Annotated in this window: 20 protein-coding genes and 2 tRNA genes; 13 read left to right on the forward strand and 9 right to left on the reverse strand. The window is 71.9% G+C overall.

Translation table 11 applies throughout. From position 1 onward, the window contains the following. Positions 1–30: 30 nt before the first annotated feature. Positions 31–1179 carry a ThiF family adenylyltransferase gene (locus ACQ9ZG_RS23205; protein ID WP_499281633.1) on the reverse strand — a complete coding sequence of 383 codons (1149 nt, stop codon included), beginning with the start codon at positions 1177–1179 and terminating at the stop codon, positions 31–33. A 290-nt stretch (positions 1180–1469) separates the two neighbouring features. Here ACQ9ZG_RS23205 and ACQ9ZG_RS23210 point away from each other — a divergent pair, with 290 nt between their 5' ends. The 4 genes from ACQ9ZG_RS23210 (at position 1470) to ACQ9ZG_RS23225 (ending at position 5322) form a co-directional block, all read left to right on the forward strand. Further along, complete coding sequence (locus ACQ9ZG_RS23210) at positions 1470–2093, forward strand: M48 metallopeptidase family protein (RefSeq protein WP_078562515.1); 624 nt, start codon at positions 1470–1472, stop codon at positions 2091–2093. Positions 2094–2213: 120 nt separating this feature from the next. Then, positions 2214–3860, forward strand: a complete 1647-nt coding sequence (locus ACQ9ZG_RS23215; protein ID WP_499281194.1) for a TerD family protein — start codon at positions 2214–2216, stop codon at positions 3858–3860. 11 nt (positions 3861–3871) lie between these two features. Next, positions 3872–4552, forward strand: a complete 681-nt coding sequence (locus ACQ9ZG_RS23220) for an AIM24 family protein (protein ID WP_018489128.1) — start codon at positions 3872–3874, stop codon at positions 4550–4552. Between the two features lie 14 nt (positions 4553–4566). Beyond that, positions 4567–5322 carry an AIM24 family protein gene (locus tag ACQ9ZG_RS23225; protein ID WP_099220478.1) on the forward strand — a complete coding sequence of 252 codons (756 nt, stop codon included), beginning with the start codon at positions 4567–4569 and terminating at the stop codon, positions 5320–5322. Between the two features lie 64 nt (positions 5323–5386). On the opposite strand, the gene ACQ9ZG_RS23230 is transcribed toward ACQ9ZG_RS23225, so the two are convergent. Next, on the reverse strand, positions 5387–5929 hold the full coding sequence (locus tag ACQ9ZG_RS23230) for an NUDIX hydrolase (RefSeq protein ID WP_099220477.1): 543 nt from the start codon (positions 5927–5929) through the stop codon (positions 5387–5389). Continuing rightward, on the reverse strand, positions 5926–7404 hold the full coding sequence (locus tag ACQ9ZG_RS23235) for a zinc-dependent metalloprotease (RefSeq protein ID WP_109916128.1): 1479 nt from the start codon (positions 7402–7404) through the stop codon (positions 5926–5928). Before ACQ9ZG_RS23235 ends, ACQ9ZG_RS23230 begins: the two co-directional genes overlap by 4 nt. 190 nt (positions 7405–7594) lie before the next feature. On the opposite strand from ACQ9ZG_RS23235, the gene ACQ9ZG_RS23240 reads away from it, so the two are divergent. The 3 genes from ACQ9ZG_RS23240 to ACQ9ZG_RS23250 all read left to right on the forward strand — a co-directional run bounded on the left by ACQ9ZG_RS23240 (position 7595) and on the right by ACQ9ZG_RS23250 (position 10826). Then, complete coding sequence (locus tag ACQ9ZG_RS23240; protein ID WP_018489124.1) at positions 7595–8743, forward strand: SDR family oxidoreductase; 1149 nt, start codon at positions 7595–7597, stop codon at positions 8741–8743. 117 nt (positions 8744–8860) lie between these two features. Beyond that, positions 8861–9322, forward strand: a complete 462-nt coding sequence (locus ACQ9ZG_RS23245) for a molybdenum cofactor biosynthesis protein MoaE (protein ID WP_019765113.1) — start codon at positions 8861–8863, stop codon at positions 9320–9322. Positions 9323–9722: 400 nt separating this feature from the next. Then, the gene (locus ACQ9ZG_RS23250) at positions 9723–10826 is read left to right on the forward strand and encodes a YlbL family protein (protein WP_109914010.1); all 1104 of its coding nucleotides are present in this window, start codon (positions 9723–9725) and stop codon (positions 10824–10826) included. A 250-nt stretch (positions 10827–11076) separates the two neighbouring features. On the opposite strand, the gene ACQ9ZG_RS23255 is transcribed toward ACQ9ZG_RS23250, so the two are convergent. Further along, the gene (locus tag ACQ9ZG_RS23255) at positions 11077–11637 is read right to left on the reverse strand and encodes a PPA1309 family protein (protein ID WP_232790308.1); all 561 of its coding nucleotides are present in this window, start codon (positions 11635–11637) and stop codon (positions 11077–11079) included. 137 nt (positions 11638–11774) lie between these two features. Between ACQ9ZG_RS23255 and ACQ9ZG_RS23260 the strand changes: the two genes are divergently transcribed. From ACQ9ZG_RS23260 to ACQ9ZG_RS23275, 4 genes are all read left to right on the forward strand, one after another. After that, entirely contained in the window at positions 11775–14774 is a 3000-nt protein-coding gene (locus ACQ9ZG_RS23260) for a UPF0182 family membrane protein (protein WP_084992358.1), read from the forward strand. A gap of 42 nt (positions 14775–14816) precedes the next feature. Next, a tRNA-Met gene (locus ACQ9ZG_RS23265) sits at positions 14817–14890 on the forward strand. Between the two features lie 211 nt (positions 14891–15101). Then, the gene (locus ACQ9ZG_RS23270) at positions 15102–17276 is read left to right on the forward strand and encodes a tetratricopeptide repeat protein (RefSeq protein ID WP_499281195.1); all 2175 of its coding nucleotides are present in this window, start codon (positions 15102–15104) and stop codon (positions 17274–17276) included. Between the two features lie 126 nt (positions 17277–17402). Then, positions 17403–17476: transfer RNA gene (locus ACQ9ZG_RS23275), tRNA-Met, on the forward strand. A gap of 157 nt (positions 17477–17633) precedes the next feature. Here the strand turns inward: ACQ9ZG_RS23275 and ACQ9ZG_RS23280 are convergent. Continuing rightward, positions 17634–18053 (reverse strand): Fur family transcriptional regulator, encoded by a 420-nt coding sequence (locus tag ACQ9ZG_RS23280; protein ID WP_109916646.1) that lies wholly within the window; start codon positions 18051–18053, stop codon positions 17634–17636. A gap of 165 nt (positions 18054–18218) precedes the next feature. Between ACQ9ZG_RS23280 and ACQ9ZG_RS23285 the strand changes: the two genes are divergently transcribed. Continuing rightward, positions 18219–19670: a catalase gene (locus tag ACQ9ZG_RS23285; RefSeq protein WP_109916645.1), complete on the forward strand. Its 1452-nt coding sequence runs from the start codon at positions 18219–18221 to the stop codon at positions 19668–19670. Between the two features lie 63 nt (positions 19671–19733). Here ACQ9ZG_RS23285 and ACQ9ZG_RS23290 read toward each other — a convergent pair whose 3' ends face one another. Together ACQ9ZG_RS23290 and hisN are read right to left on the reverse strand one after the other, a co-directional pair. Next, positions 19734–20141, reverse strand: a complete 408-nt coding sequence (locus ACQ9ZG_RS23290; protein WP_109916644.1) for a CBS domain-containing protein — start codon at positions 20139–20141, stop codon at positions 19734–19736. Positions 20142–20317: 176 nt separating this feature from the next. Then, positions 20318–21118, reverse strand: a complete 801-nt coding sequence (hisN, locus tag ACQ9ZG_RS23295) for a histidinol-phosphatase (RefSeq protein ID WP_018489115.1) — start codon at positions 21116–21118, stop codon at positions 20318–20320. A gap of 179 nt (positions 21119–21297) precedes the next feature. Between hisN and ACQ9ZG_RS23300 the strand changes: the two genes are divergently transcribed. Beyond that, entirely contained in the window at positions 21298–21891 is a 594-nt protein-coding gene (locus tag ACQ9ZG_RS23300; protein ID WP_499281196.1) for a TetR/AcrR family transcriptional regulator, read from the forward strand. Here ACQ9ZG_RS23300 and ACQ9ZG_RS23305 read toward each other — a convergent pair. Both ACQ9ZG_RS23305 and rsgA read right to left on the reverse strand, forming a co-directional pair. After that, the gene (locus ACQ9ZG_RS23305; protein ID WP_026237717.1) at positions 21783–22106 is read right to left on the reverse strand and encodes a DMT family transporter; all 324 of its coding nucleotides are present in this window, start codon (positions 22104–22106) and stop codon (positions 21783–21785) included. The two genes, ACQ9ZG_RS23300 and ACQ9ZG_RS23305, sit on opposite strands and share 109 nt — an antisense overlap. 143 nt (positions 22107–22249) lie before the next feature. Then, positions 22250–23266 (reverse strand): ribosome small subunit-dependent GTPase A, encoded by a 1017-nt coding sequence (rsgA, locus tag ACQ9ZG_RS23310; RefSeq protein ID WP_028416292.1) that lies wholly within the window; start codon positions 23264–23266, stop codon positions 22250–22252. Position 23267: the final 1 nt, after the last annotated feature.

The following is a 23267-nucleotide window of genomic DNA, read 5'->3' on the forward strand; positions in this document are numbered from 1 at the left end:
CGGTCCTCCGGCTTCACCCGTCGGCTGCGGTCACCCGGCCATTGTGTCCTGCGCCGGACGGCTACCGGAGGCCCCCGCCCCCCGGCGGCGCTCGGCCGCTCCGCAGGCGCAGTCTCCATGCGGGCCGATCCGCTCGCTCCGCCACTCCATCAGGGGCAGCGCCGCCTCCCAGCGCGCCCCGGTGCTGGCCGGCAGTTCCCCGTCCAGGAACGCCAGGGCATGAGCCGCCGCGAGACCGGCGACCGCCGTGGCCAGCCCCAGATCGCAGGCGGGCACCGCCGCACCCCGCCGCCCCGAACGCCACTGCGCCAGCATCCGGGGCCACTGCGAATCCCGGTCCGCGCGGTGCAGCTCCAGACACCCCGCGCACCCCGTGCCGCCCGGGAGCACGAGCGGCCCGACCACCCCCGTCGCCTCGATCACCCCGGCATAGAGATGAGGGGTGCCCGACGCGATCCAAGGGGAGGCGGTGTCCGGCACCGGCGCGTACACCGAGAGCCCGTCCCGGGGCGCGACGACGATCAGTGACAGTCCCGGCGGGGCGCCCGCCGCACCCCGCTCCGCCCCGCCCGACCGGGGCGCCGGTCCCGGGGCGGCCCGGCGGACCAGTCGGCGGGCCGCCACATCGCGCCGTTCCCCCACGGCCTCGGGCGGAAGCCCGGCCGGCGCCACGTCCCCCGGCTCCGCCCGGCCGCCGTCCAGCACCTCCACCTGGCCCACCCCGGAGCCGGACAGCACCGCCGCGATCGACGCCCCGACCCGCCCCGCGCCCCGCACCTGGACCCGCATCGCCTGCCGGGCCGCCATCCGGTGCAGCCCCTCGCCCGGCCCGGGGTGCACGACGGAGAGCGAGGCGACATCGGGGCGTTGACGCTCCATCACCTCGGCCCGGTGGCGCAGGACCTCCGCCTGCGGCCCGGCGGCCCGGGCGTCGTCGAGCAGCCCCGCCTCCGCCAGCCGCCGCACCAGGACGTTCACATGACGGTCCGACAGATCCAGGGCCCGGGCCTCCTCGCGGAGCAACGGCAGCCCGCGCGTCCCGTCGAGCAGCTCCAGGAAGCTGCCCGTCGCGATGTCCACCGGACCCAGCGTCACCGCGTGCGCGGGGGTCACCCCGAACTGCACGGTGTTCCGTCCACGCCATGCCCGGCGCAGTGCGGGCTTCAGCATCGGATGCAGGACTTCTCCCCCGAGACGCACGGCTCTCCCCCGATCGGTTGCGTGACCGCGTGCCCGGGAGATCCCCGGCCGCGTCGAGCCATTGCCAGGATGCGCCCCGGCGACGGAGTGTGCGCGGAGTTATCCACAGGCAGGGGCTATTAGTCATGCAAATGGTGAGGCACTGGTGGCAGACAGGGTGCGCGGCCCGGGGCGGACAGGGTGCGCGGCCCGGGAGGGAGTGGTGGGGATCGGTGGTGAACGGCCCCGGAGGCGGGACTTCCCCCACGGGCAGCGGGTAACGTCGAGGCGTGCCCGCAGACCCGTCACCCGGCGTCGTCGGGGAGACCCCCGCGCGCAGCGCCGTGAGCCAGCAGCCCGATACGGCCTCCCGCACGCCCCGCGCCTCGGAGGCCGGCGCGGTCGAGGTCCGCAGGAGCACCCGGCGCAGGAAATCGGTCTCCGCGTACCGGGAGGGCGGCCGCACGATCGTGCTCATCCCCGCCCGGATGTCGGAGGCGGAGGAGCGGCGCTGGGTGGGCGTGATGCTCGACAGGCTCGCGGCCCAGGAGAGCAGGCGGGTCCTCGGGGACGCCGAGCTGACGGAGCGGGCCGGGCGGCTGTCCGCCCAGTTCTTCGACGGCAGGGCCCGGCCCGCCTCGGTGCGCTGGGTGACCAACCAGAACACCCGCTGGGGCTCGTGCACCCCCGCCGAGGGCAGCATCCGGCTCTCGCACCGGCTCCAGGGCATGCCGGAGTACGTCGTCGACTACGTACTCCTCCATGAGCTGGCCCATCTGCTCGTCCCCGGCCACGGCCCGGACTTCTGGCGACTGCTGGAGGCGTACCCGCGGACCGAGCGGGCCCGCGGCTATCTCGAGGGAGTGGTGGCTGCCGATCAGCTGCCCCCGCCGCCGGCCGCGACCGAGGAGTGACCCCGGAGGGCCGCACCCGGTGGTTCTGTACCGGGTGTGTACCGGCTTGGCCGGATGTCGCGGATTGCGGTTAGCCTGACGCGACGCATTCACCTTCGGGATGGGGGACGGTCGTTACGTATGGCCAGGGAATTCCAACGAGGCCACAAGGCCAAGCTCAGTGATCTCACACCAGGGACAGATCTGTACGTAGGTGTGCAGATCGCCGCCCCTGGACTGACCTTCGACATCAGCTGCTTCGGTCTGGACGCCAACGAGCAGCTCTCGGACGACCGGTACTTCATCTTCTTCAATCAGCCGAAATCGCCCGAGGAGTCGATTCAGCTCCTGGGCGCGCAGTCCGGCGACACCGAGTCCTTCCGCGTCACGCTCGACCGCATCCCGGCCGCCGTCCAGAAGCTCTCCTTCACCGCGACGATCGACGGTCCCGGACAGATGTCCCAGGTCGGCCCCGGCTACATCCGGATCGTCGCCGGCGGTGAAGAGGTGGTCCGCTACGCCTTCACCGGCTCGGAGTTCACCACCGAGCGCGCGGTGATGCTCGGTGACTTCTACCTGAAGGACGTCTGGCGTTTCGCCGCCGTCGGCCAGGGCTTCGACGGCGGCCTCGAAGCGCTCCTGAAGAACTTCGGTGGCGAGGTCGCCGAGGAGGAAGAGGCTCCGGCCGCCCCGCAGGCGGCTCCCGGGTTCGCCCCGCCGGCCCAGGCCGCCGCGCCCCCGGCCTTCGGTGCCCCGCCCGCACCCCAGGCCCCGCAGCCCGCACCGTCCTTCGGCGCCCCGCCCGCACCCGCCCCCGCACCACAGCAGCCGATGCACGCGGCGCCCACCATCGCGGCCCCGCTCACCCCGCAGGCGCCCCCGGCCCCGGCACCGTACGGCCGGCCCGGCCACCAGCCTCCCCAGTCCCCGCAGCCACAGTTCGGCCAGGTGCCGGGGCAGGTCCCGGGCCAACACCCCGGCCAGCCGGCGCCCACGCCGCCCTACGGCCAGCCCGCGCCCGCGCCCTACGGTCAGCCCGCCCCGGCCCCGTACGGTCAGCCCGCTCCCTTCGGGCAGCAGCCCCCCGGCGCACCCCAAGGCGTGCCGCAGGGCCTTCCGGCAGCCGGTGCCGGGCTGCACGCGGCCCTCCAGCTCTACAAGGAGACCCCCACCGGGCAGCGCTGGACCCCGCAGAACCAGCAGCTCATGCGGGTCGACCTGACCATGGGCGGAGCCGGGGTGCTGGCCCGCCAGGGCAGCATGGTGATGTACCAGGGCAAGGTGGACTTCGGCTACAAGGGGGCCGGGTTCGTCGGCCGGGTCGTCGGCAACGCCACCGGCCAGGAGATGCAGCTGATGCGGTGCACCGGCCGCGGCCAGGTCTTCCTCGCCGAGGAAGGCTCGTATCTGCACCCGATCGAGCTGCAGGGCGACGCCATCTGCGTCTCCGCCGAGAGCGTCCTCGCCTTCGACGAGTCCCTCCAGTACGAGGTGCGCCGGGTCGAGGGGCACGGCATCCCCGGCGGCGCCCTGTTCACCATGCAGTTCCAGGGCACCGGCACCGTGGTCATCAAGACCCACGGCACCCCGGTCGTCCTGCCGGTCACCCCCACCACGTTCGCCGACTGCAACGCGGTGGTGGCCTGGTCGGCCGCCTCCCAGGTGATCGTCTCCAGCCAGGTCCGGCTGCGCCGCAACGCGTATCCGGGGCACAGCGGTGAGACCGTGAACCTCCAGTTCCGGGGAGCGCCCGGCAACTTCATCGTCGTCCAGCCCTACGAGGTCTGAGGGAGCCCGTCATGAACCAGCAACTCACGGGCTACGCCCCGACCCCCGTCACGGCCCGCATGGAGAACCACGGTTCGGCCATGCTCAAGGTCGCCATGGCCTCCGGGCAGGACCTCTACGCGCGCACCGGCTCGATGGTGGCGTACGAGGGGTTCATCCAGTACGAGCCCAACCCGCCCGCCGCCCGGCAGGTCGCCTCCCAGTGGATCACCGGCGAGGGCGCCCCCGTCATGAAGTGCTCCGGCGACGGGCTGCTCTACCTCGCCGACTACGGCGCCGACGTGGTCGTCCTCAACCTGAACAACGAGTCCATCTCGGTCAACGGCACCAACCTCCTCGCCTTCGACGCCCACCTCACCTGGGGCGTCGAGCGGGTCAAGGGGATGGCCAAGTTCGCCGGACAGGGCCTGTGGAACGTGGCCGTCCAGGGCACCGGATGGGTCGCCATCACCTCCCGGGGCACCCCGATCGTCGTCGACTGCGGACGCGGCGAGGACGAGACGTACGTCGACCCGGACGCGCTCGTCGCCTGGTCCACCAACCTCAAGGTCAAGGGGAAGCGCAGCTTCAAGGCCGGGGCCCTGATCGGCCGCGGCAGCGGCGAGGCGTACCAGATGGCCTTCTCCGGGGAGGGCATCGTCGTCGTCCAGCCGAGCGAGGACAGTACGGACCGCCTGCGGGTCCGGAACTGAGGGGAGGGAACACCATGCAGAGTCCGCTTTTCAACCACACCGAGCAGCAGTCCCAGGACCGGTACACGATCCAGAACCCGCAGCTCCTGCGGGTGGCGCTCACCGGACAGGACGACATCCTCGCCCGCAAGGGCGCGATGGTCGCCTACCAGGGGCTGATGGACTTCGACGGCGAGTACCAGTCGCAGAACCAGCGCCGGGCCCGCGCCCACACCGGCGAGGGCTTGGACCTGATGCGCGTCTCCGGCCAGGGCACCGTCTACTTCGCCAACCTCGCCCAGCACATCCACGTCGTGGACGTCGACCGCGAGGGGATGACCGTCGACAGCGCCTACGTCCTCGCGCTCGACTCCTCGCTGCACACCGAGGTCATCGCGGTGGACAGCCAGTACGGGATCTCCGGCAGCGGCAAGTACCAGCTCAACATCACCGGCACCGGCAAGGTCGCCCTCATGACCTCCGGCCAGCCCCTGATGATGCAGGTCACGCCCGACAAGTACGTCAACGTGGACGCCGACGCCATCGTGGCCTGGTCCAGCGCCCTGCGGGTGCAGATGCAGGCCCAGACGCACTCCAGCGGCGTCTTCCGGCGCCGGGGCAGCACCGGCGAGGGGTGGGAGCTGAGCTTCCTCGGACAGGGCTTCGCCCTCGTCCAGCCGAGCGAGGTCATGCCCCCGCAGAACGCCCAGATCGGGCAGGGCGCCCGCGCGCAGTTCGGCATGGGCCAGCACGGCGCCCACGGCCAGAACCAGAACAACGCCTGGAACTGACCGGCATCGGCACATGGGTGAGGGGCGGCCTCCACAGAGGCCGCCCCTCACCCACAGCTACCCGCTACAGCCGCGCGCGGGTCGCCTCCAGCAGCCGTACGACGGAGGCGTCGGCCACCGCGGCCACCTCCTCGTAGCCGAACCAGCGAAGCTCCAGGGACTCCTCGCTGATCCGCTCCGCCGCCCCGGCCGGGGCCAGTGCCGCGTACTGCACGTCCAGGTGCCAGTGGCACGGCGGCGGGATGGGATGCCGGTCCAGCCGGACCGGGCCGCCCGGCAGCAGGGTGAGCCCCGTGATGCCGGACTCCTCCGTCGCCTCCCGGAGCGCCGCCGCCTCCAGCGTCACATCCCGCTCCTCGCAGTGCCCGCCCATCTGGAGCCACATCCGCAGCTTGCGGTGCAGGGTGAGCAGCACCTTCTCCCGCGCGGGGTCGATCACCAGCGCGCTGGCCGTCAGATGCCCGGCCCCGCACGCCTTCCACAGGCCGTCGGCATGGCGCGCCAGATGCTCCAGATACGCCTGGCGCAGCTCCGCCTGGTCGGCGCCCGCCTCGCCCCCGGGGGCGTAACCCTTCAGTACGAGGGTGGCGTCGTCGTGCAGCGTCACCGGTCGCGGCCGTCCTTGCCGTCCTCCGTGCCGCCTTCGCCCTTGTCCTCGGGGCCCTTGCCGGCCTCGCCGCCCTCGTCGACGGTCCTGTCGCTCCCGGTGGACTTCTGCGGGCCCTTCGCCGCCTCGCCGAGCATCTTGTCCAGCTCGGAGAAGTCCGCCTGCTCGTGGTGGACGAAGCCGTCCGGGTCGTCCAGGTCGTGGGCGGTCGGCAGCATGTCCGGGTGCGCCCACAGCGCGTCGCGGCCCTCCAGACCCCGGGCGTCGGTGAGCGAGGCCCACAGCCGCGAGGCGTCCCGCAGCCGGCGCGGGCGCAGCTGGAGGCCGATGAGCGTGGCGAACGTCTGCTCGGCCGGACCGCCGGAGGCACGGCGCCGCCGCATGGTCTCGCGCAGTGCGTCCGAGGAGGTCAGCCGGGACTTCGCGGCCTCGTGGACCACGGCGTCCACCCAGCCCTCGACGAGCGCGAGAGCCGTCTCCAGCCGGGCCAGGGACGCCTTCTGCTCGGGCGTGTCCTCGGGCTGGAACATGCCCTGCTGAAGGGCGTCCTGCAACTGCTCGGGGTGCGAGGGGTCGAACTGGCCGACCACGTCCTCCAGCTTGCTCGTGTCGACCTTGATGCCCCGCGCGTACGACTCGACCGCGCCGAACAGGTGCGAGCGCAGCCACGGCACATGGGCGAAGAGCCGCTGGTGGGCGGCCTCGCGCAGCGCCAGATAGAGCCGCACCTCGTCCTGCGGGACGCTCAGGTCCTTGCCGAACTGCGCCACGTTCAGCGGGAGCAGCGCGGCCTTGCCCGCCGGGCCCAGCGGCAGCCCGATGTCCGTGGAGCCGACCACCTCACCGGCCAGCACCCCCACGGCCTGCCCGATCTGCTGGCCGAACATGGCGCCGCCCATCGACCGCATCATGCCGATCAGCGGGCCCGCCATGGCCTGCATCTCCTCGGGCAGCACATCGCCCATCGCCGCGCCCACCCGCTCGGCCACCGGGTCGACCAGCTGCTGCCAGGCCGGCAGCGACGCCTCGACCCACTCCGCGCGGCTCCACGCCACGGTGGAGACCGAACCGGAGGGCAGCGACGTCACGCCGTCCAGCCAGAGGTCGGCCAGCCGCAGCGCCTCGTCGACCGCCGACCGCTCGGCGGGGCCGACGCTCGCGTCCTTGGTCCCGTCCGAGGTGCCCTGCGAGACGGTCTGGCGGGCGATCTGCTTCGCCATGTCCCAGTTCACGGGACCGCCCTCGTAGCTCAGCATCTGGCCGAGCTGCTGGAAGGCCGCACCGAGATCGTTCGGATTCATCGAGCCGAACATTGCGGCGAACGGGTTGTCGCCGCCCGCTCCCGGCCCGAAACCGAACGGGTTCCCCGCCCCGCCCGCGCTCTGCCCACCTTCGGTGGGGTCCTTCTTCTTGCCCTTGTCGCCGTCGTCCGGCTCCTCCGGCGGAAGGCCGAATCCGAATGGGGTGTCACTCACGGGTTTCCTCGGCTCCTAGGGCCGTCGGCTCGAACCGACGGCGACTGCCCGACATCACCATCCAGCGTAGACACCACGCCCGCTTCGGGCCTCAGTGCTCCGCCGACTCGCGGCCTGCGGCAGGATGGACGCCACCTGGTACGTACGCGTCATTCGGGTACGTACTGAAGACAACCGCTGGAGACGCCCGGTGAGTTCCCCAGATCCACAGGTTCGCGCAGCGCGAAACCTGACCGACCCCTCGCCCGAGAGCACGCCCGAGAAGAAACGCCCCCGGAGCCGGGGCCCCGTCGTCGCGGTCACCGGTGCCGCGACCGGCGTCGGTGAGCTGCTGACCGCCCACCTCGCCGCGTCCGACGAGATCAAGCGGGTCATCGCGATCGACGAGCGGCGCGGCGAGGTCTCCGAGGCGACCTGGCACATCCTGGACGTCCGTGACCCGGCCATCGCCGAGAAGCTGCGCGGCGCGGACGTCGTCGTCCACCTGGCGCTCGACCTCGACCTGGAGACCGACTCCGCCGCCCGTACCGCGTACAACGTGCGGGGCACCCAGACCGTGCTCACCGCCGCGGCCGCCGCCGGGGTCCACCGGGTCGTGCTGTGCACCTCGGCGATGGTCTACGGGGCGCTCGCCGACAACGACGTGCCGCTCTCCGAGGACGCCGAGCTGCGAGCCACCGCCGAGGCCACCGGCGTCGGTGACCTCCTGGAGATCGAACGGCTCGGCCGCCGCGCGCCCCGCGCCCACCCCGGGCTCAACGTCACCGTCGTCCGCCCCACCGTCCTGGTCGGCGGCACCGACACCGCCCTGACCCGCTACTTCGAGTCACCGCGTCTCCTGGTGGTCGCCGGTTCCCGCCCCACCTGGCAGTTCTGCCACGTCGACGACCTGGTGACGGCCCTGGAGTACGCGGCCCTGGGGAGGATCGACGGGGAGTTCGCGGTGGGCTGCGACGGCTGGCTCGAACAGGAGGAGGTCGAGGAGCTGAGCGGGGTGCGCCGGATGGAGCTGCCCTCCGCCGTCGCCCTGGGGGCGGCCGCCCGGCTGCACCGCATCGGGCTCACCCCGTCCCCGGCCGGAGACCTCGCGTACACGATGCACCCCTGGGTGGTCAGCGTGAGCCGGCTGCACGACGCCGGGTGGCGGCCGAAGTGGACCAACGAGGAGGTGCTCGGCGCGCTCCTGGAGGAGGTCGAGGGACGCCACACGGTCGCCGGACGCCGGCTCGGCCGCAAGGACGCCACCGCCGTCTCCGCCACGGCCGCCGGGGCCACCGTCGCGCTGCTGGGCACCGCCGCCCTCGTCCGCCGCGCCCGCAAGGCCCGCCGCCGCATCTGACACACGGCCTGTGCCGAAGGCGTCCCCGGCCTCCTGTAGGAGGCTCCAACGCGGCCGGGTGTCCGCCGGTCGAACAGGCAATTCCGTGTTGTCGGTGCCGTACGGCACGATGGAGGCATGGCACGTACCCAGGACCACCCCGGCGAGCAGGCGGCCGCGGATCCCATCCGGCTGCTGGCGATCCGGGAGAGCGCGCTCTCCGTCGACGAGGTCTTCCGTGCCGTCGGGGACGACGCCGCGGGCGGCATCGCCCTCTTCGTCGGCACCGTGCGCAACCACGACGGCGGTCAGGACGTCGGCGCGCTCGGCTACTCCTGCCACCCCTCCGCCGAGGACGAGCTGCGCCGAGTGGCGGAGAAGGTCGTCGCCGACTTCCCGGTCCGCGGCCTCGCCGCCGTCCACCGGGTGGGTGAACTGGAGGTGGGCGATCTGGCGGTGGTCGTCGCCGTCGCCTGCCCGCACCGCGCGGAGGCCTTCGCCGCCTGCCGCAAGCTCATCGACGACCTCAAGCACGAGGTTCCGATCTGGAAGCACCAGCGTTTCTCCGACGGTACGGAGGAGTGGGTCGGCGCCTGCTGAGCGCAAACCGGACCGGGGCGCATCAGCCCCGATTTGCGTAACCGCACCCCTGCCGTGAGCGTTGGTCTTCCGGATCGTTAATCTGCAGATCGATCACTCGGTCGCTCATGGGGTAGGGAGGTCGTGATGGCGGCACTCGCTTGGCTGTTGATTCCACTTTTCGCTGCTGTCGGTGGTGCGATATGGGCGAGCTGGGCCGCTCGCAACCGCACGACCGGCGATGTCACCGAACTCGCCGGGTACGCCAGATTCCGCGACGCGATGGAGAAGTCGCACTCCGGTTCCGGAGCACTCTGAGGCCGTCGAAGCCGCGTGACCACCGGTCCGCCGCGCTCCGGCCACTCCACGGACGGACCGGCCCCGACGGTGGACCTACGGGCCCTTCCCGTACTGTCGTTCCATGCCACGCCGCACCGCGACGATGCTCGCCTCCACCCTCATCCTCATCGCGCTGTTCTGCGCAGGCCTGCTGATCAAAGTGCCGTACTCGGAGATGTCTCCCGGACCGACGGTGAACACGCTGGGCGAGGCACGTGGCGAACCGGTCCTGCGGATCGTCGGCCGCAAGACCTACCCGACCTCCGGGCACCTCAACATGACGACGGTCCGGGTCACCGGCGCCGACTACCGCATGAACCTGGGCCAGGCCGTCTGGGGCTGGCTGGCCCACGACAGCGTCGTCGTCCCGCACGACACGCTCTACCCGGACGGCAAGACCGAGGAGCAGTCGACCCAGGAGAACGCCGAGGAGTTCAGCCAGTCCCAGGAGAGCGCCAAGGTCGCCGCCCTGAAGGAGCTGAACATCCCGGTCGCCACCCAGGTCGTGGTCTCCACCGTGGTCAAGGACAGCCCGTCCGAGGGCAAGCTGCACGCGGGCGACGTGATCCAGGCCGTCGACGGCACCCCGGTCGAGGAGCCCGGCGACGTGGCCGAGCTGGTCACCAAGCACCAGCCCGGCGAGGACGTCACCTTCACCATCGTCCCGGCCAAGGAGGCCACCGCCGCCGAGAAGGCCGGCCGGGCCCCCGAGGGCAGCCGGAAGATCACCATCACCACGGAGAAGGCGCCCGCCGCGGAGAAGGGCGGCAAGGACCGGGCCGTCGTCGGCATCAGGGCCGGGACGGACCACACCTTCCCGTTCGAGATCGACATCAAGCTCGCGGACGTCGGCGGCCCCAGCGCCGGGCTGATGTTCTCCCTGGGCATCATCGACAAACTCACCCCGGGCGATCTGACCGGTGGCAGGTTCGTCGCCGGGACCGGAACCATCGACGACGCGGGCAAGGTCGGGCCGATCGGCGGGATCACCATGAAGCTGGTCGGGGCCCGCGACGCGGGCGCCCGCTACTTCCTCACCCCCGACGAGAACTGCGCCGCGGCCGCCGCGGACATCCCGGACGGGCTGACCCTCGTCCGGGTCAAGTCCCTCGACGACGCCCGGAAGTCGCTGGAGCGGATCAGCGCCGGGAAGACCGACGGACTGCCGAGCTGCTCCACGAGCTGACAGCTCGGTCCGGCGGGCCGCCCCGCCGGACGCGGCACGGGCCGTCCTGCCGGATCCGGCACGGACCGGCTCCCGCGCGCCCGGCATGGACGGGCTCCTGCGCGCCTGGCACGGACGGGCTCCCGCGCACCCGGCACGGACCGACTCCTGTGCGTCGGCACGGACCGACCCCGTTCGGGCCGGCACGCACCGTCCCGTCCAGGCCCCGCCCGGTCCTCGTGGCCGGGCGGGGCGGAAGCGCGACGGGCCGTCAGGACTCGAACGTCGCCGCGAGGGCCTCGGCCAGGCCCGGCACCAGCCCGGCACCGGTCAGCACCTCGGTGGGGGAGTCCTTCTCGCGCAGCCGTACGGCGGACTCGCGCGCCCCGTCCCGCAGCACGGCCACGGTCATCCGCACCTCCTGCCGGTCCGGGTGCCTGGCCACCCACTGGGTGAGCTGCTTGTCGCTGAGCCCATCCGGAACGGAGGCCTCCGCGGACGGCGGCAGCATCAGCCGCTCCACGGTCATGGCGCAGCCGGCCACGGCGTCGGGCCAGGCGATGGTGCCGAGGAACTCGTCCAGCGCCTTGCCGGCGGGCAGCTCCTCCTGCTCGATCGGAGTAAGGGAGGCGGCCGGGGCGGAGGTGTCGTCCAGCCCGAGCTGGCTGGCCAGACCGGGCTCCTGGGCCCGCAGCCGGGCGGTGTCGACCAGGGCGAACAGCCGGGCGGGCTGGTCCCAGCCGAGAGTGGAGGCATAGGCGTCGATTTCGAGGACGGCGACGGTGAGCGGGCTCGCGGCCATCGGGGGTCCTGCGGGGGAAACGTTGGGCATGGGCAATATCCTGCCTCCTTCGGCCCCGGTATCGGGAACTAGGTAAAGCTTCAGTAAGTTGCATAGGTGGGCTCTGCGACCGCCGGGCCCCGCTCCAGACGACCGCGAACTTCGAGGTGCGCACGTTGGCTTTCCAGATGCCGGACCGCGGCGGAGGCCCCACGGGGCCACGGATCAGTGTCGGCCGCCCGTCCCGGCGCGTCCGCACCCTGCTCATGACCCTGGGGGTCCTGGCGGTTCTCGCCATGGCCTTCGTGATGTTCGCCGGGTTCTGGACGGACTGGCTCTGGTACCGGTCGGTCAAGTACTCCTCCGTCTTCACCACCACCCTGTGGACCAAGATCGGGCTGTTCCTCGTCTTCGGACTGCTGATGGCCCTGGCCATCGGTGTGAACATCTGGCTCGCACACCGGCTCCGGCCGCCGCTGAGCGCGATGTCGCTGGAGCAGCAGAGCCTCGACCGCTACCGGATGAGTGTCGCCCCCTTCAAGAAGTGGGTGCTGCTCGCCGTCACCGCGCTCGTCGGACTGATCGCCGGGGCCTCCGCCTCCGGTCAGTGGCGCACCTGGCTGATGTACGTCAACGGGGTGCCGTTCGGCACGAAGGACCCACAGTTCCAGCTGGACGTCGCCTTCTACGCCTTCGACCTGCCGTTCTACCGCTTCCTGCTGGGCTTCGGCTTCGCGGCGACCGTGCTGTCGCTGATCGCCGCCGCCCTGACCCACTACCTGTACGGCGGGCTGCGCATCACCAGCCCCGGCGCCCGCGCCACCGGTGCGGCCACGGGTCATCTCTCGGTGCTGCTCGGCATCTTCGTCTCGCTGAAGGCCGTGGCCTACTGGCTCGACCGGTACGGTCTCGCGGTGAAGTCCAGTGACTTCAAGGCCGCCGAGAACTGGACGGGTCTGCGGTACGTCGACGCCAACGCCTACCTCCCGGCGAAGACCATCCTGTTCTGCATCGCCGTGATCTGCGCCGTGCTCTTCTTCGCGACGCTGTGGCGCCGCACCTGGCAGCTCCCGGTCATCGGCTTCGGCCTGATGGTGCTCTCGGCGATCCTGATCGGCGGGCTCTACCCGGCGATCGTGCAGAAGTTCCAGGTCCAGCCGAACGAGCAGGCCAAGGAAGCCCCCTTCATCCAGAAGAACATCGACGCCACCCGCGATGCGTACGACATCGACAAGGCGCAGATGGAGGACTACTCCGGCCAGGCCACCACGACCGACGACGCCAAGCTGCGTGCCGCCGCCAACACGGCCGCCAGCTACCGCGTGATGGACCCCAACGTGGTCTCCCCGGCCTTCCAGCAGCTCCAGCAGCGGAGGAACTACTACCAGTTCCCCAAGACGCTCGACGTCGACCGCTACAAGGGCGAGGACGGCAAGGAGCAGGACACGGTCATCGGTCTGCGTGAGCTGAACATCCAGGGCCTGCCCAAGCGGAACTGGATCAACGACCACTTCACGTACACCCACGGCTACGGCGCCATCGCGGCCCGGGGCACCACCACCGGCAAGAACCCCACGGGCTCCCCGGACTTCACCGAGTCCGGTCTGCCGTCCACCGGTGAGTTCGGGGAGTACGAGCAGCGGATCTACTACGGCGAGAAGACCGAGCAGTACTCCATCGTCGGCGGCCCCCAGAAGGAGCTGGACTACGAGGAGGACGGCGAGAAGACCACCAGCTACAAGGGCGACAGCGGCGTCAGCCTCTCCAACACCTTCAACCGCGCGGCGTACGCGGTCTCCTTCAGCGAGCCGCAGATCCTGTATTCGGGAGCCATCGGTGAGGGCTCGCGGATCCTGTACAACCGCACGCCCAAGGAGCGTGTCGAGGCCGTCGCCCCCTGGCTGACGATCGACGGCGACGCCTATCCGGCGGTCGTCGACGGCCGGATCCAGTGGATCGTGGACGCCTACACCACGACCAACGGCTATCCGTACGCGTCCCGGACGACGCTCGGCGACACCACGGCCGACTCGCTGACCACCAACCAGCGCGCGGTCGTCGCCCAGCAGAACCAGGTCAACTACATCCGCAACTCGGTGAAGGCCACCGTCGACGCGTACGACGGCAAGGTCAAGCTCTACGAGTGGGACACCAAGGACCCGGTCCTCAAGACCTGGCGCAAGGCGTTCCCGGGCACGGTGGAGGCCCGTTCGAAGATCCCGCAGTCGCTCATGGACCACCTGCGCTACCCGCAGGACCTCTTCAAGGTCCAGCGCGAGCTGCTGACCCGCTACCACGTCGAGGACCCCGCGCAGTTCTACAGCGGCTCCGACGCGTGGCAGGTGCCGGCCGACCCGACCACCAAGGAGTCGGGTTCCGTCCCGCCGTACTACCTGTCCATGAAGATGCCGGGCCAGGAGCAGCAGGCGTTCTCGCTGACCACCACGTTCACCCCGAGGGGGCGCCCGAACCTCGGCGCCTTCATGGCGGTGAACGCGGACGCGGCCAGCAAGGACTACGGCACGATGAGACTGCTCCGGGTCACCTCCACGGTGAAGGGCCCGGGCCAGGTACAGAGTGAGCTGAACGGTAACGACGATGTCGCCGAGTTCGTGAGGAACCTCAAGGGCACGGACTCCGACATCGACTACGGCAACCTGCTGACGGTCCCGCTCGAAGGCGGCTTCCTCTACATCGAGCCCGTCTACACGCGCGGTGGCAACCAGAACTACCCGCTGCTGCGCAAGGTGGCGGCCTCGTTCGGCTCGAAGATCGTCTTCGAGAACAACCTGGGAGACGCGCTCAACGCGGTCTTCGGGGTCGACGGCGACGCGGATCAGACCCCTGACCCGAGTGAGCCGCCGGGTGACACCACCAAGCCCCCGGCCACCGGCACCGAGGCGCTGAAGAAGGCCATCGCGGACGCCCAGAAGGCGTACGAGGACGGTGAGACGGCGCTGAAGGAGCAGGACTGGCCGGCCTACGGCAAGGCGCAGGACGCCCTCCAGGAAGCCCTGGAGCGGGCGGCCAAGGCCCAGCCCGCGGGCGGGTCCGAGGGCGAGAAGGCGGACGCCCCGGAGAAGGACGGGGCCGAAGCGGCCAAGAAGCCCGATGAGGGCGAGGCCGCCAAGAAGCCCGAGGGCGAGGCGGCGAAGCCGGAGGACAGCGGCGGCGACCAGGGCACCTGAGAAAGCCCCACCCCGCGTCGTGATACGGTTTGAACACAACGACGCGGGGTGGAGCAGCTCGGTAGCTCGCTGGGCTCATAACCCAGAGGTCGCAGGTTCAAATCCTGTCCCCGCTACTCCATGACGAAGGCCCGGATCCCTTGGGATCCGGGCCTTCGTCATGTCGTCGTGCCGTATCCGTTCCATGGGCGTGAAGTGCGGTTCGCTGGGCACCAGTTGGGTTCCGACGTGTTTGACTTGTCTCTCTGTGGGCATGTCGACAAAACGCTGAAGTGACCTCACTGGCCGCGATATACCAGGTGTACGCGGGTTACAGGTGGTGCGACGATGGTATTTATGGGGGACAGGGCAACTCTGTTGGAGACAGGGCGGTTTGTGCAGAGGCGCGGCCAGGAGACGGACGAGGTGGCAGACGCGGCCTTCGCCGCCGTCATCGCCGGGGCGGCCGGAGCGGACGAGACCACCAGGACGGTGGGACATGTGGACGCGGATGCCATGCACACCGCCGCCGTCACGGGCGTGACCAGCCCGGGCGCGACCAGCCCGGCCGTGCCCGCACCGGACGAGGACACCACGGACGCCGTCGACGCGGCGGACAGCGCCGAGGCGGAGGCCCGCCACCGCCGGGCGGCCGAGGCCGGGGACACCGCGTCCATGAGCGTGCTGGGTGCCCTGCTGCTCCGCCGCGGTGACCTGGACGGCGCCGAGACCTACCTCCGCGCCGCCACCGCCGACGGAGACCGGGCCGCCGCCAACAACCTGGGTGTCCTGCTCCACCAGCGGGGTTACCCGGACGAGGCCGCAGGCTGGTGGCGGGTGGCCGCCGTGGCCGGTTCGGCCGCCGCGGCGCACGCCCTCGGCCGCCACTTCCGCGAGCGGGGGGACGAGCCCGGCGCCGAGTACTGGCTGCGCCAGTCCGCCGAGCAGGGCCACGCGCTGGGCGCCTACGCGCTCGCCGACCTCCTGGAGCACCGGGGCGACATCGGCGCCGAGCGCTGGCTGCGCGCCGCCGCCGAGCAGGGCCACCGGGAGGCCGCCTACCGGCTGGCCCGCACCCTGGAGCGCAACGCCGTCGAGGACCCGCACGACGCCTTCGGCCTGGGCCGGGCGGCGGCCGGCACCCCCCGGGCGGCTCCGGGCCCCGCCCTGCCCGGTGGCCCCGCCACGCCCGCGGCCCCGACGACGGCCGCGGCGAGCACCGGACCGACGAGCACGACTGGCACCCGCGCGACCGTCCCGGGGGCTATCGGCACCAAGGGCGGCGACGGCCCCGTGGCCGGACCCGCGGCGGGCCGCATCGGAGAGGCCGAGCAGTGGTACCGCCGCGCCGCCGCCCGGGGCCACCGCCGCGCCGCCCTCCACCTCGGCGCGATCCTGGAGCAGCGCGGCGAGCTGAAGGAGGCGGGCCGCTGGTACCTCACCGCCGCCAAGGAGGGCGAGGCCCGTGCCGCCTGCGCGCTCGGCTTCCTGCTGCGCGACGCGGGCGACGAGGAGAGCGCCGCCGTCTGGTGGCTGCGCGCCGCCCAGGACGGCGACGGCAACGCGGCCAACGCGCTGGGCGCCCTGCACGCGGCACGCGGTGAGCAGCAGACCGCCGAGCGGTGGTACCGCGCGGCCATGGACGCCGGTGACGTGAACGGGGCGTACAACCTCGGGCTGCTCTGCGCCGCCCAGGACCGCATCCCGCAGGCCGAGCAGTGGTACCGCCGCGCCGCCTACGCGGGCCACCGCGAGGCCGCCAACGCGCTCGCCGTCCTGCTCCTCCAGGCCGGGGACCACACCGGCGCCGAGCCCTGGTTCTCCAAGGCGGCCGAGGCGGGCAGCGTGGACGCCGCCTTCAACCTCGGCATCCTGCACGCCGGACGCGACGAGGACCGGACGGCGCTGGGCTGGTACGAGCGCGCGGCGGCGGCCGGGCACACCGACGCGGCCCTCCAGGTCGGCATGGCCCTGCTGCGCGACGGCGAGGACCAGGAGGCCGAGCGCCATCTGCGCTGCGCCGCGGGCGGCGGCAGCGCCGAGGCGGCGTTCCGGCTGGCCGGGGTGCTCGACGCCCGCCAGCCGCCGCCGGGCCCGCCCGCGCTGGGCGAGCCGATGCCGGCCAAGACGGAGTGCGAGGAGTGGTACGAGCGGGCCGCCCAGCAGGGCCACCGCCGCGCCCAGGTCCGGGTCGGCATGCTCGCCGCCGCCCGCGGGGACGTGGAGAGCGCCGCCCACTGGTACCGGGAGGCCGCCGAGGCGGGCAGCCGCAACGGCGCCTTCAACCTGGGGCTGCTCCTGGCCCGCGAGGGCAGCGAGCGCGAGGCCGCCCTCTGGTGGAGCCGCGCCGCCAACGCCGGGCACGGGCGGGCCGCGCTGCGCCTGGCGCTCCTCGCCGCCCGCCGGGGCGAGCTGACCGAGGGGCAGCGCTGGTGCGCGCGGGCCGTGGAGCTGGGCCCGGCCGAGGTGGCCGAGCGCGCGGCCCGGCTGCGCGACGCCCTGCACCAGGAGCTGACCGCGTAACGCCCGGGGGAGCCCCCGGGCCCGCGGCTCAGCCCTCAGCCCACGGCCCTCCACCCCCCCGGCCTCGGGGTCGGCGTGAAGGAATTTGCGCAGCCCGACTCGCTGACGTAATGTTGCATTCACCGACGCGGGGTGGAGCAGCTCGGTAGCTCGCTGGGCTCATAACCCAGAGGTCGCAGGTTCAAATCCTGTCCCCGCTACTGAAGACGAAGGCCCGGATCTCGACCAGAGATCCGGGCCTTCGTCGTGCTGCGGGCCTCCGTCATGCGGGGGAGCGCCCGAGGAGCGGGCCGGAGAGAGGCGCGCAGCAGAACGGGCCCGCCTGTCGAACAGGCGGGCCCGGCGCGCGTCACGTCATCAAGGGGTCTCGGCGCAGCTCGGACAGAGCCCCCGGTAGGTCACCTCGACGCCGGAGACCGTGAAGCCGTACCGCTCCTCGGCGGACAGGTCGGCCAGCGGGTCGCCCGCCGGGTGCACATCACGGATGGCACCGCACTGTCCGCAGATCAGGTGGTGGTGCGGGCGGTGCGCGTTCGGGTCGTACCGCTTCGCCCGGCGGTCGGTGGAGACCTCCAGCACCTCGCCGAGGGAGACCATCTCGCCCAGGGTGTTGTAGACGGTGGCGCGCGAGATCTCGGGCAGCTTGCCGACGGCCCTCGCGTGGACCTCGTCGGCAGTCAGGTGCACATGGTCCCCGTCGAGGACCTCGGCCACGACACGCCGCTGCGCCGTCATGCGCCAGCCGCGTCCACGGAGTCGTTCCAGCAGGTCGCTCATGGAGCCCAGCCTAACAGTGGGGGGACCGAGTCCCGATCGGGTGCGACTTTGGATGTTCACTTGACTTAGACAATGTCCATTGTAGGATCGAGATCGGCATTAGCCAAGGGACAGGGCTGTACAGAGAACAGAACGCTGTGCAGGAACGCGACGCAGGAGGCGCACGTGACGCAGGGACCGCTCACCACCGAGGCCGGGGCGCCGGTCGCCGACAACCAGAACAGCGAGACCGCGGGCGTCGGCGGTCCGGTCCTCGTCCAGGACCAGGCGCTGCTGGAGAAGCTCGCCCACTTCAACCGGGAGCGCATCCCGGAGCGCGTCGTGCACGCCCGCGGCGCCGGCGCGTACGGCACCTTCACCGTGACCCGCGACCTGACGCGGTGGACCCGGGCGAAGTTCCTCTCCGAGGTCGGCAAGGAGACCGAGACGTTCCTGCGCTTCTCCACCGTCGCGGGCAACCTCGGCGCCGCCGACGCCGTTCGCGACCCGCGCGGCTTCGCGCTGAAGTTCTACACCGAGGAGGGCAACTACGACCTCGTCGGCAACAACACCCCGGTCTTCTTCATCAGGGACGCCATCAAGTTCCCCGACTTCATCCACACCCAGAAGCGCGACCCGTACACCGGCTCGCAGGAGGCGGACAACGTCTGGGACTTCTGGGGCCTCTCGCCCGAGTCGACGCACCAGGTGACCTGGCTCTTCGGCGACCGCGGCATCCCGGCGACCCTGCGCCACATGAACGGGTACGGCTCGCACACCTTCCAGTGGAACAACGAGGCCGGCGAGGTCTTCTGGGTCAAGTACCACTTCAAGACCGACCAGGGCGTCGAGAACCTCACCCAGACGGAGGCCAACAAGCTCGCCGGCGAGGACCCCGACAGCCACCAGCGCGATCTGCGCGAGGCGATCGAGCGCGGCGACTTCCCGTCCTGGACGGTGCAGGTCCAGATCATGCCCGCGGCGGACGCGGCGACCTACCGCTTCAACCCGTTCGACCTCACCAAGGTGTGGCCGCACGCGGACTACCCGCCGATCGAGATCGGCAAGCTGGAGCTGAACCGCAACCCGGAGAACATCTTCGCCGAGGTCGAGCAGTCGATCTTCAGCCCCGCGCACTTCGTGCCGGGCATCGGCCCGTCCCCGGACAAGATGCTCCAGGGCCGCCTTTTCGCGTACGGCGACGCCCACCGCTACCGGGTCGGCATCAACGCCGACCACCTGCCGGTGAACCGCCCGCACGCGACCGAGGCGCGCACCAACAGCCGGGACGGCTTCCTCTATGACGGCCGGCACAAGGGCGCCAAGAACTACGAGCCGAACAGCTTCGGCGGACCCTTCCAGACCGACCGCCCGCTCTGGCAGCCGCTCCCGGTCACCGGCACCACCGGCACCACCGAGACCCCCGGCCACGCCGAGGACGACGACTTCGTGCAGGCGGGCGACCTCTACCGGCTGATGTCGGAGGACGAGAAGGCCCGGCTGATCGAGAACCTCTCCGGGTTCATCGCCAAGGTCTCGCGCGACGAGATCGCCGAGCGCGCGATCAACAACTTCCGCCAGGCGGACGGTGACTTCGGCAAGCGGCTGGAAGCCGCGGTCCAGGCCCTTCGCGGCTGACCCGACGCTTGCCGTCGACGGTGGGCCGGCTCCCCTCACGGGGGTCCGGCCCACCGGGCTCTCCTACGCCGGACCGGCCGCCGCCACCGTACGGCGACGGGTGGGCGCCCAGCAGCGGATGATGTCGCGGACCGACACGATGCCCACCGGGCCGGCGCCGTCCAGCACGATCAGATGCCGGAACCCGCCGTGTGCCATGGCTTCCGCGGCCTCCTCCAGGGTCCAGGCCGGGGCGGCGAACACCACGTCGGTGGTGGTGTGGGCGGAGGCGGTCTCCAGGTCGGGGTCCTGGCCGGAGCCGACCGCGTCGAGGATGTCGCGCTCGGTGATGATCCCGAGCCCGCAGGTGTCCGGGTCGTGGACGACGGCGGCCCCGATATGGCGGGCCGACATCAGCCGGGCGGCCTGGCGGAGCGTGTGATCGGGGCCGATGGTGAGGACCACCGTGCTCATGGCGTCACGGACGAGCATGGAACGAGCCACCTCCTCGGAGCGCCGACTCTGTGAGTCGATTCACAAGTTCACAAGTGGGGGGACTCTCAGAGTGGCACCCTTGGGGCGGGCCGACAAGGGGAGACCCGGCGCGCGCCGGGGGAGTGCGCAAGCGCGCACGGCGTCCCCGGGGCGCCCGGTGACCGGCGGAAGTGTCAGTAGCGCTGGTTGAGATAGCCCAGCAGCTCGTCGTGGAGCAGACCGTTCGACGCGGCCCCGTTGGCGCCGCCGGGCCCGTCGGTGCCTTCCAGGTCGGTGAACCGGCCGCCCGCCTCCTGGACGATGATCGCGTTCGCCGCCATGTCCCAGAGCGACAGCTCCGGCTCCGCGCAGATGTCCACGGACCCCTCCGCGACCATCATGTAGGGCCAGAAGTCGCCGTACCCCCGGGTCCGCCAGCAGGCCCGCGTCAGGTCCAGGAAGCCGTCCAGGCGGCCCTGCTCCTCCCAGCCGCTCAGCGAGGAGAACGCGAACGAGGAGTCCGCGACGGTCTCCACCTTCGACACCGCCAGCCGGGTCGCGGAGGTGAGGCTGCGCCCGGTGTACGCGCCGGCCCCCTTCGCCGCCCACCAGCGCCGGTTCAGCGCGGGCGCGGAGACCACCCCGACCACCGGCTGGAAGCCCTGCTCGCCGGCCTCCATCAGCGCGATCAGCGTGGCCCAGACCGGCACGCCGCGGACGTAGTTCTTGGTGCCGTCGATCGGGTCGATCACCCAGCGCCGGGGCCCGGTGCCCTCGACCCCGTACTCCTCGCCCAGGATCGCGTCGCGCGGGCGGGCCCGGTGCAGATGGCCGCGGATCAGCTCCTCGGCGGCCTTGTCGGCCTCGCTCACCGGGGTCATGTCCGGCTTGGTCTCCACCTTCAGGTCGAGAGCCTTGAACCGGTCCATGGTCGCCGCGTCGGCGGCGTCCGCGAGTACATGGGCGAGGCGCAGATCATCGTGGTAGTCGGGCATGCCGTCACAGTATCCAGCCGTACGGGGGCCGGGCCACCGGCCCCCGTACGGTGATCACCGGCCCCGGTTCCACGGCGGGCCACCGCGCCCCGGCCCCGTACGCGGACCCTTGACAGCCGCCACCACCGCCTCAACGCTGAAGCGCGGGCCCCCGGCGCGGCCCGGCCCGGGAGGCGGCGATGCCGACAGCGCGAGAAGCCCTGCTGGACGCCGCCCTCAGGGCGCTCGGCGACCGGCCCTGGCACACGGTGCGGATGGTCGACGTGGCCGCGCTGGCCGGGGTCTCCCGGCAGACCCTCTACAACGAGTTCGGCGCCAAGGGAGGCCTCGCCACCGCCCTGCTGCGGCAGGCCGCCGACCGCTATCTGACCGGCGTGGACCGCGCACTGGCGGCGCCCGCGCCGGAGCGCCCGGCCGCCGTGGCGCGCTGGACCGTCCGGGCCGCCCGCGCCGACCCCCTCGTCAAGGGACTGCTCACCGGGGTCTGGGGTGAGGGGCTCCCCCGTCCCGGCCCCGGGGTCCCCGTGCCGGGGCACCTGCTCGCCGTGGCCAGGGACAGGATGGCGGCCGCCGCGCACCCGCTCACGCCCGCGCGCTGCGAGCGTGTGCTCCGGCTCGCGCTCTCGTACGTGATCGTGCCCGGCGACCGCGCCGGACCGGGGCGTCAGTGCGCCGAGCCGGAGAGCTGGAGCCCGATCACGCCGATGATCACCAGCGAGATCGACACCAGCTTCAGGGTCGAGACGACGTCACCGAGGAAGACCATGCCGTAGATCGCCGTACCGGCGGCTCCGATGCCGGTCCACACCGCGTACGCCGGTCCCACGTCCAGCTTCTTCAGGGCCATCGTCAGCAGGCCGAAACTGCTCAGGGCGAAGGCGGCGAACGCGAGGGTCGGCCAGAGCCGGGTGAAGCCGTGCGAGAGCTTCAGACATACGGCGAAACCGGTCTCCAGCAGTCCGGCGACCACGACCAGCAGCCATGCCATCGTCCGTTGCCTCCTGCGTAGGTGTTGCGTAGGTGACCGGTTCGCCCCGCTCGGTGCGATTATGCCTTTACCAGTCGTTGAAACTCGCAAACATGCCCACAGGACACCGACCGAAAACAGCCGACCCGTAGCCGCGCCTGGATTCAGTCGCCCTCGCGCCGCTCACGGGTGGCGAGAAGGCGCCGCAGCGAGTCGAGCCGCGCCGGATCGGCGTGCCCCTCGGCCACCCAGGCGTCCAGCGCGCACTCCGGCTGGTTCTCGTCGTGGGTGCAGCCGCGCGGGCACTCCTCGGTGCCCGGCTCCAGGTCGGGGAAGGCGTGGATGACGCGCGACGGGTCGACGTGGTGCAGCCCGAACGACCGGACGCCGGGGGTGTCGACGACCCAGCCGCGCCCGTCGGGCAGCGGCAGCGCCAGCGCGGAGGTGGTGGTGTGCCGGCCGCGGCCGGTGACCGCGTTGACATTGCCGGTGGTACGCCGCCGGTCCGCCGGCACCAGGGCGTTGACCAGCGTCGTCTTGCCGACCCCGGAGTGTCCGACGAAGGCGGTGATCCTGCCCTCCAGCTGCTCGCGCACCCGGTCCGCCGCGCCGCCGCTCTCCAGCTCCTCGCGGCTGGTCACCACGTACGGCACACCGAGCGGGGTGTAGGCCTCCAGCAGCTTGTCCGGTGAGGCCAGGTCGGACTTGGTGAGCACCAGCAGCGGGGTCAGACCGCCGTCGTACGCCGCCACCAGACAGCGGTCGATCATGCGCGGGCGCGGCTCCGGATCGGCCAGCGCGGTGACGATCGCCAGCTGGTCGGCGTTGGCGACGACGACCCTCTCGTACGGATCGTCGTCGTCGGCCGTGCGCCGCAGCACCGTACGGCGCGAGGCGATCCGCACGATCCGGGCCAGGGTGTCCTTCTCGCCGGACAGGTCCCCGACGAGGGAGACGGTATCGCCCACCACCGCGGCCTTGCGCCCCAGCTCGCGGGCCTTCATCGCCACCACGGTCCGCCCGTCGACGAGACAGGTCAGCCGGCCCCGGTCGACGGTGAGGACCATGCCGTCCTCGGCGTCCTCGTGCTTGGGCCGGATGTGCGTACGCGGCCGGTTGCCCTTGCGGTTGGGGCGGACGCGGATGTCGTCCTCGTCGGGGTTCTTCCCGTAGCGGCGCATG

This window comes from Streptomyces araujoniae, from assembly GCF_050871195.1.
Classification (GTDB): Bacteria; Actinomycetota; Actinomycetes; order Streptomycetales; family Streptomycetaceae; genus Streptomyces; species Streptomyces bacillaris.

Excerpts from the sequence above, each read along its gene's own strand:
- ACQ9ZG_RS23255 (WP_232790308.1), bottom strand. The coding sequence starts at position 11,637 with ATGCCCAACGTTTCCCCCGCAGGACCCCCGATGGCCGCGAGCCCGCTC.
- ACQ9ZG_RS23215 (WP_499281194.1), top strand. The coding sequence starts at position 2,214 with ATGGCCAGGGAATTCCAACGAGGCCACAAGGCCAAGCTCAGTGATCTC.
- ACQ9ZG_RS23290 (WP_109916644.1), bottom strand. The coding sequence starts at position 20,141 with ATGCTCGTCCGTGACGCCATGAGCACGGTGGTCCTCACCATCGGCCCC.
- ACQ9ZG_RS23270 (WP_499281195.1), top strand. The coding sequence starts at position 15,102 with ATGGTATTTATGGGGGACAGGGCAACTCTGTTGGAGACAGGGCGGTTT.
- ACQ9ZG_RS23225 (WP_099220478.1), top strand. The coding sequence starts at position 4,567 with ATGCAGAGTCCGCTTTTCAACCACACCGAGCAGCAGTCCCAGGACCGG.
- ACQ9ZG_RS23250 (WP_109914010.1), top strand. The coding sequence starts at position 9,723 with ATGCCACGCCGCACCGCGACGATGCTCGCCTCCACCCTCATCCTCATC.
- rsgA (WP_028416292.1), bottom strand. The coding sequence starts at position 23,266 with ATGCGCCGCTACGGGAAGAACCCCGACGAGGACGACATCCGCGTCCGC.
- ACQ9ZG_RS23280 (WP_109916646.1), bottom strand. The coding sequence starts at position 18,053 with ATGAGCGACCTGCTGGAACGACTCCGTGGACGCGGCTGGCGCATGACG.
- ACQ9ZG_RS23300 (WP_499281196.1), top strand. The coding sequence starts at position 21,298 with ATGCCGACAGCGCGAGAAGCCCTGCTGGACGCCGCCCTCAGGGCGCTC.
- ACQ9ZG_RS23245 (WP_019765113.1), top strand. The coding sequence starts at position 8,861 with ATGGCACGTACCCAGGACCACCCCGGCGAGCAGGCGGCCGCGGATCCC.
- ACQ9ZG_RS23305 (WP_026237717.1), bottom strand. The coding sequence starts at position 22,106 with ATGGCATGGCTGCTGGTCGTGGTCGCCGGACTGCTGGAGACCGGTTTC.
- ACQ9ZG_RS23260 (WP_084992358.1), top strand. The coding sequence starts at position 11,775 with ATGCCGGACCGCGGCGGAGGCCCCACGGGGCCACGGATCAGTGTCGGC.
- hisN (WP_018489115.1), bottom strand. The coding sequence starts at position 21,118 with ATGCCCGACTACCACGATGATCTGCGCCTCGCCCATGTACTCGCGGAC.
- ACQ9ZG_RS23220 (WP_018489128.1), top strand. The coding sequence starts at position 3,872 with ATGAACCAGCAACTCACGGGCTACGCCCCGACCCCCGTCACGGCCCGC.